Raw genomic sequence first — 13,706 nt, 5'->3', positions numbered from 1 at the left:
AAGAGGAGCCGCAGGGCTCCTCTTTTTTTGCCTGACGATGCCTCGCGCTTCCCATGCCGCGAAGGCTCGAACCTGCCGCCCTCTCAGGCGTCGGTCATCGATTTTGCGTAGTACCGCGGGGACTCCGAGTAGCCCTGCCGCTCGTAGAACCGATGCGCGTCGGTCCGCCGCGCATGGCAATGCAGTTCGATGCGATCGCAACCGCGCGCCCGCGCCAGTGCCGCCGCGCGTGCCTCCAGCATCGCGCCGATGCCGCCGCCGCGCGCGCTTTCGTCCACGCACAGATAGCTGATGCGGCAGAAGTCGCCGGCCAGTGCCAGCTGCGGAAGGAAGTGCAGCGAGATCACGCCGACGACGCGGGCGCCATCGGCCGCCACCACCAGGCGCGCGTCCGGATGCGCCAGCAGCTGCGCGATGCGTGTGCGGATGAAGGGCGCGGTGCCCGGGTAGCCCAGCACGTCGAGCAGTTGCGCGATGGCGTCGGCATCGGCGGCGAGGGCGTCTCTCAGCTCGATCACGAGTGTCTCCTGGCATGGCGGCTGTCGCGGCAGAGCGCGATGAGGCCCGCATTAGATCAAGGAACGTATTGCAGTGCACAAGGACTTGCTGGCATGGTTCGGGTGTCCTGGCGGCCTCGAGCGTGGCGCCGGACCATTGTCGAGAGGTACGGTCATCCCATGAATCTTTTATGTCGGCGGGCTTTCCGGCTCGTCTGCAGCCTGTGCGCGTTCCTGGCGTTCGCACTTGCCTGCGTGGCAGCGCAGGCGCAGGACGTGGCCGTCATGCCGCGGGTGGCCGACAGTCCGCTCGACCGCCCGCTCGCCGAACTGCACCACACCCTCTATGCCGGGCGCGAAGGCACGCCGTCGACCTTCCGCGGCGCTGCGCAGACCGCCGACGGCTTTCTGTGGTTCGGTGGTTCGCGGGGCCTGGTCCGGTTCGACGGCGTGCGGTTCGACGACGTGCTCGGCCGCCTGCCCAGCCCGCGCATCATGGCGCTGTACGGCGACGAAGACGGCGGCCTGTGGATCGGCTACCTCACGGGCGGCCTCACGTATGCGCGCGCGGGCAAGCTGATTCATTACCAGCCCGGCAAGGACATCCCGGACGGCACGTTGTTCGCCGTCACGCGCGGCCCGGACGGCCGGCTGTGGATTGCTACCACCAAGGGCGTGGCGCGGCAGTCCGGCGATGGCTGGGAAACGGTCGGCGCGGCCATGGGATACGCGGGCAGCCAGCCGGAGAGCCTGCGCATGGTCGGGGGCACGCTGTGGATCATCGACGTCGCCGGTGCCTGGACGCTGGCGCCCGGTAGCACGCGATTCCAGCGCATGGATCGCGCGGCTGGCATCGAAACCCTATGGAAGCGGCTCGGCGATCCGCCGCGCCTGTACGACGTCGCCAGCGTCGGCGCGGCGATGGCCGATTCCTCGGGCGCGCTCTGGGTGTCGGTCGACAAGGGGCTCGAACGCAACCGCTGGATCGCCGACGCGCAGGGCAAGGTACGGCGCGTCGTCGAGCGCTTCACCCAGGCGGACGGCCTGTCCAGCGACGAGGTGACCGGCTTCTTCGAAGACCGCGAACACAACGTCTGGGTACTCACCAGCCGGGGCCTCGACCAGTTCCGCGCGAGCAAGCTGCATCCGGTGGCGTTTCCCGGGCATTTCGTCGGTCCGGCGCTGATGCCGGGCGATGACGGACAAGTCTGGGCCGGCAACACCTGGATGCCGCCGTTCGCGCTGGGCGGCGACGCGCCGGTGCCGCAGCCGGCGCTGCCGGACGCGGTCATCGCGAGCCTGCGCGACCGGCACGGCACGCTCTGGCTGGCCGGTTTCCGCGGCCTGTTCGCGTACCGCGATGGCCGCGTCCGCGCCATCCCGCTTCCGCCGGCGCTGGAGACCGTCGGCAGCCGCTTTCAGGCGCTCGCACTGGATGACGAGGATGGGCTCTGGGTCGGCGCGTCCGGCTTCGGCCTCTATCGCTACGCGCAGGGGCAATGGACGCGGCGGGACGGCAGCGGCGGATTCCCCGAGGGCGCGCCGTTGCGCATGCTCAACGACGGACAAGGGCGGCTCTGGTTCGGCTATCCGCACGACACGTTGCTCGTGCAATCGCGCGACGGCCTGCAGCGCTACGACGCCAGTCACGGTTTGCAGGCCGGCAGCATCACCGCCGTGCTGGTGCATGGCGACCGGGTGTGGATCGGCGGCGACAACGGCCTGTTCGCGCTGCGCGGCGACCGCTTCGTGCCCATGCTCGGCACGGGCGGCGAAAGCTTCCGCGGCATCAGCGGCCTGCTGGAAACCGCGCAAGGCGACGTGTGGCTCAACGGCTTCGACGGTGCCTATCAGCTGGCGCGCGACGACGTGGCCCGGGCCCTGCGCGACGACACCTATCGCATGCCGTTCCACCGGTTCGGCGCCGATGACGGGCGCACCGGCGTGCCTTCCTCGATCCGGCCGCTGCCGACGCTGCTGCAGGACAGGAGCGGGCGCCTGTGGTTCGCGACCCATACCTCCGTGTCCTGGCTGGACCCGGCGCGCGTGCTGGAAAACCGGACCCCGCCGACGGTGTCGATCGACGAGGTGCTCGCCGGCGACACGCACTATCCGGCGCAGGCTTCGCTCGCGCTGCCGCCGTTGACCCGGCGCATCGAGATCGCCTACACGGCCGCGTCGATGACGCAGTCGCAGCGCGTGCATTTCCGCTACCGGCTCGATGGCGTCGACGAGGACTGGCAGGACGCGGGCGACAGCCGGCGTGCGTCCTACACCAACCTCTCGCCGGGCACGTACCGCTTTCGCGTCCAGGCCTTTAACGAAGACGGCGTGCCGGCGAAGGACGACGCCAGCATCGCGCTCGTCGTCCGTCCCGCCTGGTACGAAAGCGCGCCGTTCCGCGCGGTTTGTATCGCGCTGGCGCTGCTGCTGGTATGGCTGGCGCTGGTTCTGCGCGCCCGTTACGCCCACGCCCGCGCCTGGGCGATGATCGAAGCCCGCCACGCCGAGCGCGAACGCATCGCGCGCGAACTGCACGACACGCTGCTGCAGGGCATCCATGGCCTGCTGCTGCGCGTGCAGACCTGGGCGGCCGATACCTCGCTCTCCGCCGAGCACCGCCGGGACATGGAAACCGCCGCCGGCCGGGCCCGCGATCTGCTCGGCGAAGGGCGCGATCGCATCATTGTGCTGCGGCAGGTCGGCATCGCCAGCGAGAACCTTGCCGACGCATGGCGCGACACGGGCGAGGAACACGCCGCTGCCTATGGCGTGCCATTCGCGCTGAGCGAACGCGGCTCCTTCGCGCTGGATGCCACCGTCGCCGGCGAAGTGCTGGAAATCGGCCGTGAAGCGATCCGCAACGCCTACCTGCACGCCGGCGCCTCCCGCGTGCGGGTCGAGCTCGCCCGCTGCTGGTTCGGCCTGCGCCTCTCGGTGAGCGACGACGGCCAGGGTATCGACCCCGCGCTGCGGCGCGCGGGCGGTCGCGAAGGCCACTGGGGCATGGACGGCATGCGCGAACGCGCGCAGCGCATCGGCGCACGCCTGCGATGGCACTCGCGGCCAGGCAAAGGCACTGAAGTCAGGTTGTTCGTACCGCGCTGGGCGCGACGGCCGGCGGAGCGCGCGCGCTGAGACACCGCGAAGGACGCAAGATCAGGGCCTCGTACCGTCTGCCGCTTCCTGGCGAACCCTTGTGGCAGAAGGCCTTCGCTGCCGCGATGCGCCGTCCGCCGGAACAGCCGTGATCACGCCCGGCGCAGCGCCGGCCGCGTCTCCGGCATGCGCAGCAGCACCGGGAGCACTGCCACGGCGACGATGGCGATCATCGCCCCCGGCACGGCCTTCCAGCCGGTGAGGGCGATCAGCAACTCGGCGAGGAACGGCGTCAGCCCGCCGAAGATCGCCGTCGCCATCGTCACGCCCAGCGCCAGCCCGCTCAGGCGGCCTTCGCCGGGAAACTGCTCCGCGGTCGCCGGTGCGCCCACGGCACTGACGCCGCCCGCGATGCAGGCGAGCACGATCGCGCCCAGCGCGATCTGCGCTTCGGCGCCGCGCGCCATCAGCTCGAACGTCGCCAGCGGAAGCAGCGCGCCGGCCACCGCCAGCCAGACCAGCACCGGCCGCCGGCCCACGCGGTCCGACAAGGCGCCGACCAGCGGCGTCACCAGGATCACCGCCACCGCCGCCAGCGTGGACAGCCACAGCGAGCGCTCCTCCGCGAGAATGCCCGACGAACTCAGGAACGCCGGCACGTAGGTGATGCCGACGTAGTAGGTGATCGAACCCAGCGCCGAGATCGCGAAGGTGCGGTAGAGGGCAGGGCGATGATGGGCGAGCGTGTGGCTGAGCGGCGACGCCGGCACGGTCCGCTGCTCCAGCTGGCGCACGAAGTCCGGCGATTCCTCCATGGTCGAGCGCGCGATCCACACGCAGCCGGCCAGCGCCGCGCCCACGAAGAACGGAATGCGCCAGCCCCAGCTGTCGAGCTGCGCGGTGCTCATGGCACTCACCGTCAAGGCCGACACGCCGACGGCGAGCAGGGCACCGACCTCGCTGGCCGCCGATGCCAGCGAGGTGACGAAACCGCGCCGGTCTTCGCGCGCACCTTCCAGCAGATAGGCCACCACGCCGGTGTATTCGCCGCCGACCGAGAACGCCATGAAGCAGCGCAGCAGCATCAGCAGCAGGCCCGCCGCCGGGCCGATACTCTCGCGCGAAGGCAGCAGCGCGGTGGCCAGCATCGCCAGCGTCATCAGCATCATCGACAGCAGCAGCGTGCGACGCCGTCCGATGCGATCGCCGACGTGGCCGAACACCATCGCGCCGAGCGGACGCATCCCGTAGGCGATGGCAAAGCCGGCCAGGGTCGCCAGCAGCGAACTCTGGCCGCCGCCGAAGAACACGCGCGACAGCACGGTGGCGAAGTAGAGGTACAGCGTGAAGTCGTACCACTCCACGATGGTCGACAGCGCGGCAACCGTCATGGAAGCGCGCGAGATTTCGCTCGCGCCGGGCTTTTCGGTCCAGGTCATGCAGACGGCCGCTGGAGACAGAACACCGATCCTAACGCGATCCGGCGTACCCGGGCTGTCAAATTGCTCCACTCATGGGGCCGCCGACGGAACCCGTGCCGGCGGTCCTTGCCGGTCGCGACGTCCGTGAGCTCATCGCGACCCGTGTTCGACCTGTCATGCCGCGGTGCGCGGGAAATAGGCCTCGCGGTCGATGTCCTCGATCAGGCCCGGCCCGGTGAGCTGCCAGCCGAGCCGTTCGCGCGTCTTCGCGCTCGATGCGGGAATGTCCAGGCCGAAGAAATGCCCGAGGAAGCCGAAGTGGTCCGCCGCTTCTTCGCGCGACATCGACACGACGGGCAGGCCGACCCTGCGGCCGATCACTTCGGCGATCAGCGGGCGCTTTCGTTCCCGCGAGCACTTCGCCCATGGCTGCGACGCCTTGAATTCGGCAGCGGCGTTGTCGACGAAGCGCGAGAAGTCGTGATTGAAGGCGGTGTGGATGATGCCGCCGCTGGCCGCCGCGCCTGCGGCGAAGCTTTCCGGTTCCTCCAGCGAACCGCGATGGACGTCCACGCCGAGCGCGGCCATCGCCGCCGCGGCGCTGTCCGAACGCGCCAGGCCGAGCACCGTAGTATGCCCGGCGGCGAGCAATTCATTCACGACGGCGGAGCCGACGAAGCCTGTGGCTCCAGTGACAAAGACACGCACTATGCACCTCCAGGTCAGGGATGCGCGGTATCGTGGGCCGCCTACGGAGGCGATGAAGTAGTGGCGTTATACGGGTATGCGGACTCATAGGATGCGCGCACCAGACACCCATTTGCTCGGCGATTACCTCAAGGATCGCCGGGCAAGGCTCGACCCCGCGGCGCTGGGTTATCCACCCGGCCGCCGGCGCACTCCCGGCCTGCGGCGCGAAGAAGTCGCCCAGCGGGCCAACGTCAGCGCCACCTGGTACACCTGGCTGGAACAGGGCAGGGGCGGTTCGCCCTCGAACGAGGTGCTGGACCGTATCGCCCGCGCGCTGATGCTCACCGAGCTGGAGCGCGAGCATCTGTTCCTGCTCGCGCTGGGGCGCCCGCCCGCGATCCGCTACCAGGCGAACGACAGCATCACCCCGCGGCTGCAGCGCGTGCTCGATGCGCTGGAGTTCAGTCCCGCGCTGGTGAAGACCGCCACCTGGGACGTGGTGGCCTGGAACCGCGCGGCGGCGGCCGTGCTTACCGACTACGGCAAGCTCGAACCCGCGCAGCGCAATGTGTTGCGCCTGATGTTCGGCGACCCGCGCGTGCGCGCGCACCAGGCAGATTGGGAAAGCGTCGCGCGTTTCGTGGTCGCGGCGTTCCGCCTGGATGCGGCCCGGGCCGGTGCCGCGCACAGCGTGCAGGCGCTGGTGGAGGAAATGTGCGAGCGCAGCCCCGAGTTCGCCGCGCTGTGGCGCGACCAGGAAGTGCGCGAGCACGGCGAGGGCACCAAGCTGCTGCGGCACCCGGTGGTCGGGCTCCTCGCTATGGAGTATTCGGCGTTCACGATCGACGGACGTTCCGACCTCTCCATGGTCGTTTACCACCCGGCGACGCCGGAGGACGCCGAGCGCGTGCGGCAGTTGATCCGCTCATCCGCTCTCCAGAGCTGAGGTCCGGCTGAGGGCGCTGCGTTTAGACGGCTAAAAAGCCGCTGTCGTTCACGAATATGATCGCCGTCACTTGCGAGGTGTGATGCCGGGTGGCTAGATAGCCGCCTTCATGGGGGATTCGCGCATGGTCTTGCGCAGCATGGCGTCGCGTCTGGCCTTCGGGGTCCTGGCAGGAACCCTGTTGGTGGTGGTCGTGGGCGGGGCGGTGCTGTTCCGTTTCGTCCGGCAGCAAATCCTCGAGCAGACGCATCGCGAATCCGCCGCGCTGGCGAGCGAGGCCAGTCACAGCATCCAGCACCGGCTCGACAAGGTCGCCGACACAGCGCAGATGCTGGCCGCCCTCATCGGCCCGCGCCCGGACGACGCCGAGCCGCTCATCCGCGACGCCATCGACCACAACGCCGACCTGGCGGGCCTCGCCGCGGCCTACGTCGCACCGTCGTCCGGCGTGGATGCGCCGGTGCGCTCGCCATTCGTCAGCCGCCTGGCGGACGGCGCGCTGACCGTCCGCGATCTGCGCAAGGATCCGGTGCCTTACTGGGAACAGGCGTGGTTCCACGCCGGGCTGGGCTGCGTATCCGGTTGCTGGCAACAGCCGTTCTTCTCGCAGTCGCGGCAGCGCCGGCTGGTCAATTATTCCGCCGCCATCCGCGCGGACGGGAAGACGGTGGGCGTGCTCAACGCCGACGTCACGCTGGAATGGCTGCAAGGCGTGCTCCAGTCGCTGAACCGGCCGCACGGCACCGAAGCCTTCGTGATCGACCAGAAAGGCATCTACCTTGCCCATGACGATCCGGTGCAGGTCGGGCAACCCATACGTGACGAACGGCTGGCAGGCCTCAGCGCGGGCGGCAACGGGCCGATCCGCGAAGCCGGCACTTCCACGGGCCGCGCGCCGGCCTGGATCTATCGCGCGCCCATCGGCGGCACGCGCTGGCAGGTCGGGCTGGTCCTGCCGGAGGACCGCATCTACGCCGGCGTCCGGCGCACGTTCTCCATCGCCATCGGCGTCGGCGTGCTGGCGCTGCTGACGCTGACGCTGCTCACGCTGGTGGTCACCCGCCGCACCTTGAGCCCGCTGGGCGTGCTCACCGATCGCGCGGAACAGGTGGCCAGGGGCGCGCTCGATTTCGCCTTGCCCGCGGTGCGCCGGCGCGACGAAGTAGGGCGGCTCACGCACGCCTTCGACCGCATGCGCCACGAGCTGGCCGACCACATCGCCGAGCTGGGCCGGGTGGCGCGCGAGCAGCAACGCCTGGCCAGCGAGCTGGAGATCGCGCAGCAGATCCAGACGGCGCTGCTGCCCGGCGCGCACTTCCTCGATGCGCGCTGCAACAACTTCGAGCTGCATGCGGTGCTCAAGCCCGCGCGTACGGTCGGGGGCGACCTGTACAGCTATTTCATGCTGCACGACCAGCGCTTCTACGTGATGGTCGGCGACGTCTCGGACAAGGGCATTCCCGCCGCGCTGTTCATGGCCCGCGCCATTACGCTGGCCAAGGCGCTGGCGCCGCGCGCGCAGTCGCCGCAGCAGCTGCTCCAGCTGCTCAATCAGGACCTGTGCCGCAACAACGACGGCTGCATGTTCGTCAGCCTGCTGTGCGGCCTGCTGGATACCGCGACCGGCCATCTGACGATGGCCAGCGCCGGCCACGAGCCGCCCGTGCTGTGGGGCGACGAGGTGCCGCGTCTGCTGGACCTGGAGACCGGCCCGGCGCTTGGCCTGGACGAGGAGGCCACGTACACCTCGCGGCGCATCCGCCTGCGCCCCGGCGAGACGCTGCTGATGTACACCGACGGCATCACCGAGGCGACGGACGGCGCCCTGGCGATGTACGGCCAGGACCGCATGCTCGCCTGCCTGGACCGCTACGCGGCATCGGACGAAAGCGACCCGGCCGGTTACCTGCTCGCGGACGTCGAAGCCTTCGCCGCCGGCCACGGACAGGCCGACGACATCACCGTGCTTGCACTACGCTGGCACCATGCCGGGGCGGAAGGGAGTGCGTCCATGCTGGAGCTGACCTTGCCCGCTTCCATGGAAGCGGTGTTCGACGTGCTGGAGCAATGCGAGGCGCGGTTGCTCGACGCCGCGGTGGACGCCGGCGTGCGCGCCGACGTACGGCTGGTGCTCGAAGAGCTGATGGTCAACATGGTCGAGCACGGCCGTCCCGCGGAAGGCGAGGCGCACATCGAGCTGCGCATGAGTCTGGCCGACGATGCCGTGCTGGTGGAGCTCCACCACGACGGCCAGGCCTTCAATCCGCTGCTGTCGCCGTCGCCCGAGCTGACTGGCGACCTCGCCGACCGGGACATCGATGGTGGCCTGGGCATCCACCTGGTGCGCGCCATGGCGAGCGACTTCAGCTACGCGCACGACGAGCAGGGCAACCACCTGCAGCTGCGCTTCATCTATCCCCATTGAACGGAGCACGACCATGACCTTCCGTCTGCATACCGATGGTCTTTCGCCGGAGCGCGCCACGCTGCATTTGCACGGACGACTGGACGCCATGACGTTCGGCGAATTCGACGCCGCCGCGGCGCCCGCGCTGGAGCAGATGGCGGGCGGCGGCACCGTGGTACTCGACCTGTCCGCGCTCGACTACATCAGCAGCGCGGGCTTGCGCAGCATCGCCAAGATCCGCAAGGCCATGCGCGCGCGCGACGGCCACACCCTGCTGGTCAACCCGCAGCCGCAGGTGCGCAAGGTGTTCGAGATCGTCAAGGCGGTGCCGGTGACCGACGTGTTCTCCAGCGTCGAAGAACTGGACGCATACCTGGACCGCATCCAGCGGAAGATGGTGGATGGCGGAGACGACGACGCGTGACGTGATCGGGTTGTAGGGCGCGCGCTCCGTCGCGTTCCCCACTCCGGCGCTTTTTTCTGCATGTGAGCGGCCCCGTGCCGTTCGTCACGCTATCCGTGCATGGAACTCCATGTATACACTGTATACATGCCGAGGCCGACCACCGCCGACAAGATTCTCCGCGCCGCCCACAAGCTCATGGACCGCGAGGGCCCGGACGCCGTCACCATGCGACGCGTGGCCGAAGCGGTGGGCATCACGCCGATGGCGATCTACCGGCATTTCCCCAACCGCGATGCGCTGCTCAAGCGCATCTCCGACGACAGCTTCGCCAACGTCGCGGTGGAATGGGACGCGCGCGCGCGTGACGGGGATTTTCTCCAGGGCCTGATGAAGTCGCTGGAGCATTACCTCGACTACGCGCTCGAACACCCGCACATGTTCGACCACGCCTTCTCCGTGCGCCGCGACGATGCGCGCCGGTTTCCGGAAGACTTCCGCGCCCGGCGGTCGCCGACGTTGAACGTGATCGCCGATCGCCTCAGCGAAGGCATCCAGCGGGGGCTGCTGCGCGAGGTCGATCCCTGGGACGCCGCCATGACGCTGTGGGCGCTGGCGCATGGATTGATCTCGCTCTACCGCGCCGGCCGCTTCAGCTACGACGCCGGTCGATTCCGCGCCTTCTATCTTCATTCGCTGGAGATCGCCTTCGATGGCCTCAAACGTTGACGCCCGCCGCGCCGGGCCAGCCTTCGCCGCGACGGTGCTTTCCGCGGCTCTTTACTACTTCGGCGCCAGCCTGCATCCGCTGCCCTGGCTGACCTGGCTGGCGCCGTTGCCGCTGGCCTGGCTCGCGCCGCGCATGCAGGCGCGCTGGCTGATGCTTGCGGCCCTGGCCGCGGGCACGCTGGGAGCATTGAGCCAGTGGCATTACCTGCATGGCGTCATTGCCTTGCCGCTGGCCGTGATCGTGCCGATCACGGTGTTCCCGGGCGTGCTGCTGGCGCTGTGCCTGTGGCTGTATCGCCGACTGGTCTTGCGCGGCCGCGGCATTGCGGCGGCGCTGGCCATGCCCGCGCTGTGGGTGGCGCTCGAGTACGGACGCGCGCTCGGATCGCCGCATGGCACCTTCGGCAGCCTCGCGTATACGCAGATGGACGTGCTGCCGGTTCTGCAGATCGCTTCCGTCACCGGGCTGTGGGGCATCAGCTTCCTGCTGCTGCTCGTGCCGGGTGCGCTGGCCGTGATGCTGACCCGCGGCGTGACGGAGCGGACGCGTCTCGCCGTGGGCGCCGTCCTCGTCCTTGCCATGGGCGCGACGCTGGCCTTCGGCCTGGCACGCCTCTACACGCCCGTCACGGATTCGTTGCGCATCGGGCTGGCCTCCATCGAGAAACCCATCCGGCCCGCTCTCGCGTCGCCTGCGGGGCAGGCGCTGGTGGATCGCTACGTCGGCGCTGTTGATCGCCTCGCCGCGGCCGGTGCGCGCGTGGTGGTCACGCCGGAGACTGCCTTCGCCACCGCGGAGACGACGGTTCCGGCATTCGCCGATGCGGCGCGCCGCCACGACCTGCTTCTCGCGGCCGGCATCGATGCGAAAGACGCACCGGGCGGCGAGCGCAATGCGTTATGGGTCCTTAGTCGCGAACTCGCTTCGCCGGCGACGTACGCCAAGCACCATCTGATTCCGGGCTTCGAAGACCAATACACGCCCGGCAGCGGCTACACCATGCTCGACGGCTGGCCGCGCATCGGTCTGGCCATCTGCAAGGACATGGACTTCCACGATATCGGCCGCGCCTACGCCGCACGCAACGCGCAGTTGCTGCTGGTGCCCGCCTGGGACTTCGGCGTCGATGGCTGGCTGCACGGGCGCATGGCGATCATGCGCGGCGTGGAAAGCGGCTTCGCCATCGCCCGTGCGGCACGCTCGGGCCGGTTGACGCTCAGCGACGATCGCGGCCGCGTGGTGGCCGAGGCATCGAGCGAACAGCAGGACGCCGAGGTGGTCGGCGATCTTCCGCTGCGGGCCTCGCGGACGCTGTACGCCCAATGGGGCGACTGGTTCGCGTGGCTCGATCTGGCCTTGCTGGCGGTAACGCTGGTGCTGGCATGGATACCGGCGGGCCGTGCGGGAGCGGAGGGGCGCTGAGCGGCGATCAGGAATCATGATCGCAGGGCATGGCGAAACAGCCGGGCGCGGAGGCCAGCAGGGCAGGAGGGTGACGTGGTGGAATCTATCCGAAGCCGTTGCACCTGATCCGGACGGTCTGCTTGGCGTCCACGTCGTAGACCACGGTGATCTGATAGCAGCCGCCGTCAAGTATTCTCGGCGCCTTCTCTTCGGTAGTGATCTGCACGCCGCGATGCTTGCCGTCGCTGACGAACACGCCGATCAGCAGCCTGCGGCCCTGCTCGATCTTGCCGTAGTAGTAGCGCGAGTAATCATCGAGTTTCGTGCCGGCAGGCATGCGCAGCCAGGGTTCGGTGCCGGCCGCCAGCTCGACGGTGGGCGTCCAGTGCTGGTCGGGTGGCGTCGGACCGCCGGCCAGCAACGTCGCGCTATCGACACATGCAAGCAACGCAAACAGGACGCGGCCCAGCCGCCCGAACCCGATGCCCATGATCTCGCCTCTCCGGAACGATGGCTTATCGTCGCTTCCCGACAGCGCGACAGCGTAGCCGTATTTTTCCGTCTTGGACGGCCCTACCGTCATGCTGGGGTGTTCAGGTAAAGCATCGATGCGCTCGCTCATGGCCTTGAATGTCAGCTCCGGCGTCGGCTCCATGCGCTAGGTCTCCCCTGTGGCGCCGCTAGCATAAGGCCGGCGATGGCTTGGCGTCGCGCCGCTAGAATCGGGCCTGTCGTCACGTCCCGCTTGGCACGGCCGCTCCGATATCCGATGCGGCTGTCCGGTATGCGAAGCGGCCTGTTGGCTTCGGCGGTCAAACGCGGTGAGCCTCAAACGTTGCGGAACGACCCATCAAGGAACACACGTTGTGACCATCCCCCCGCTGTTTCCCCGCGATCTCTTCGACCTGCCCGCCGATGTCCTCTGGCTTGCCCACTGCAAGGACGGCCCCGTCCCCCGCGCCTCTGTGCAGCGGCTGACCGCGCTGCTCGCCACCGAGCTGCAGCCCTGGTCTCTGCGTTGGAGCGAGGATTTCCTGGACATCCAGGCTTCGCTTCGTCGTGCCGGCGCGGCGTTCTTCGGCGTCGACCAGGAGGACATGAGCCTCACGACGTGCACCACCACGGGGCTGGAAACGGTATCGCTGGGCTTCCCTTGGAAGGAGGGCGACGAGGTGCTGATTCCCGTGGGCGAGTTCCCCAGCAACCGGTTGCCCTGGCTGGCGCTGGCGCAGCGAGGCGTGCGTTGCCGCGAGGTAGCGCTGTGGGCGGGGCAGACGGGCGATGCCGCCGCTCCGCCCGACGCAGGCGCGGATCCGGAACAGCGCCTGCTGGACGCCATTGCGCCCGATACGCGGGTGATGTCCGTCTCCTGGGTGCGCTACCAGGACGGCTTCCGTCTGGATCTGGCAAAGCTCGGCCGCGGCTGCCGCGCGCGCGGCGTGCATCTGGTAGTGGATGGCATCCAGGGCGCGGGTACCATGGTGCCGTCGTTCGACGGCGTGAGCGCGTTCGCCACCGGCGGGCACAAGGGGCTGCTCGGCCTGCAGGGGCAGGGGTTGTTGTGGACCGACGGCGCGCTCCGCCAAATGCTGCTGCCGCAGGGTACCTGGTTGTCGGCGCCGGAAGCGTTCTCACAGGCTGGCGTGCAGGCCGATGCCGACACGCCGTGGGCTTCCGACGGGAGGCGTCTGGAGCCGGGCAGCCCGTCGATCCTTTCGTGTGCCGCACTCGCCGGTTCGCTTCAGATGCTGATCGACCATGGTGGGGCGGCGGCCATCCAGTCGCACGTGACCGTTCTGCAGCGGGCATTGCTCGACCGCCTTGCGGCATCGCCGATATGGGCTGCCGAAGCGCGTCGCCTGGGCGACTTGGTTCGGGCCGGCCGGGTTGGTTCTACGCTTTCGTTCGCGCCGTCGGGGGAACACGCCGAGCGCCTGCTGAAAGCCGCCGATGCGGGCGGGATCAGCACCAGCCTGCGGGAAGGTTATCTGCGCATCGCCTTCCACGGTTGGCATGCGGGCGAGGACGTGGAGCGTTGCGCGGCCTGGCTGCTGTCGGCGTAAGGCACTGACTGGCGTTCCCGAGCTTCATCGTGAAGGTCGTGGCATG

Annotated in this window: 11 protein-coding genes; 7 read left to right on the top strand and 4 right to left on the bottom strand. The window is 69.1% G+C overall.

The window, feature by feature from the left end; translation table 11 throughout:
• Positions 1 to 83: 83 nt before the first annotated feature.
• Positions 84 to 518 (bottom strand): GNAT family N-acetyltransferase, encoded by a 435-nt coding sequence (locus RKE25_RS16195; RefSeq protein ID WP_311839127.1) that lies wholly within the window; start codon positions 516 to 518, stop codon positions 84 to 86.
• Positions 519 to 677: 159 nt separating this feature from the next.
• Between RKE25_RS16195 and RKE25_RS16190 the strand changes: the two genes are divergently transcribed.
• Positions 678 to 3,635, top strand: a complete 2,958-nt coding sequence (locus RKE25_RS16190; protein WP_311839126.1) for a triple tyrosine motif-containing protein — start codon at positions 678 to 680, stop codon at positions 3,633 to 3,635.
• A 113-nt stretch (positions 3,636 to 3,748) separates the two neighbouring features.
• Here RKE25_RS16190 and RKE25_RS16185 read toward each other — a convergent pair whose 3' ends face one another.
• Together RKE25_RS16185 and RKE25_RS16180 are read right to left on the bottom strand one after the other, a co-directional pair.
• Positions 3,749 to 5,035, bottom strand: coding sequence for an MFS transporter (locus RKE25_RS16185; RefSeq protein ID WP_311839125.1), 1,287 nt, complete (start codon positions 5,033 to 5,035; stop codon positions 3,749 to 3,751).
• Positions 5,036 to 5,191: 156 nt separating this feature from the next.
• On the bottom strand, positions 5,192 to 5,677 hold the full coding sequence (locus tag RKE25_RS16180; RefSeq protein ID WP_311839124.1) for a hypothetical protein: 486 nt from the start codon (positions 5,675 to 5,677) through the stop codon (positions 5,192 to 5,194).
• 139 nt (positions 5,678 to 5,816) lie between these two features.
• Here RKE25_RS16180 and RKE25_RS16175 point away from each other — a divergent pair, with 139 nt between their 5' ends.
• The 5 genes from RKE25_RS16175 (at position 5,817) to RKE25_RS16155 (ending at position 11,615) form a co-directional block, all read left to right on the top strand.
• Entirely contained in the window at positions 5,817 to 6,653 is an 837-nt protein-coding gene (locus RKE25_RS16175) for a helix-turn-helix transcriptional regulator (RefSeq protein WP_311839123.1), read from the top strand.
• A 124-nt stretch (positions 6,654 to 6,777) separates the two neighbouring features.
• Positions 6,778 to 9,078: a SpoIIE family protein phosphatase gene (locus tag RKE25_RS16170; protein ID WP_311839122.1), complete on the top strand. Its 2,301-nt coding sequence runs from the start codon at positions 6,778 to 6,780 to the stop codon at positions 9,076 to 9,078.
• A gap of 13 nt (positions 9,079 to 9,091) precedes the next feature.
• Positions 9,092 to 9,484, top strand: coding sequence for an STAS domain-containing protein (locus RKE25_RS16165; protein WP_311839121.1), 393 nt, complete (start codon positions 9,092 to 9,094; stop codon positions 9,482 to 9,484).
• Positions 9,485 to 9,610: 126 nt separating this feature from the next.
• On the top strand, positions 9,611 to 10,192 hold the full coding sequence (locus RKE25_RS16160; protein WP_311839120.1) for a TetR/AcrR family transcriptional regulator: 582 nt from the start codon (positions 9,611 to 9,613) through the stop codon (positions 10,190 to 10,192).
• Positions 10,176 to 11,615: a nitrilase-related carbon-nitrogen hydrolase gene (locus RKE25_RS16155; RefSeq protein WP_311839119.1), complete on the top strand. Its 1,440-nt coding sequence runs from the start codon at positions 10,176 to 10,178 to the stop codon at positions 11,613 to 11,615. The genes RKE25_RS16160 and RKE25_RS16155 overlap by 17 nt, the downstream gene beginning before the upstream one ends.
• Before the next feature lie 85 nt (positions 11,616 to 11,700).
• On the opposite strand, the gene RKE25_RS16150 is transcribed toward RKE25_RS16155, so the two are convergent.
• The gene (locus tag RKE25_RS16150) at positions 11,701 to 12,252 is read right to left on the bottom strand and encodes a hypothetical protein (RefSeq protein WP_311839118.1); all 552 of its coding nucleotides are present in this window, start codon (positions 12,250 to 12,252) and stop codon (positions 11,701 to 11,703) included.
• A gap of 211 nt (positions 12,253 to 12,463) precedes the next feature.
• Here RKE25_RS16150 and RKE25_RS16145 point away from each other — a divergent pair, with 211 nt between their 5' ends.
• Positions 12,464 to 13,660, top strand: coding sequence for an aminotransferase class V-fold PLP-dependent enzyme (locus RKE25_RS16145; protein ID WP_311839117.1), 1,197 nt, complete (start codon positions 12,464 to 12,466; stop codon positions 13,658 to 13,660).
• The last annotated feature ends 46 nt before the right edge of the window (positions 13,661 to 13,706 follow it).

The organism is Dyella sp. BiH032 (genome assembly GCF_031954525.1).
Classification (GTDB): Bacteria; Pseudomonadota; Gammaproteobacteria; order Xanthomonadales; family Rhodanobacteraceae; genus Dyella_D.
The sequence above is the reverse complement of the archived record's forward strand: the minus strand, read 5'-3'. Positions and strand labels throughout refer to the sequence as shown.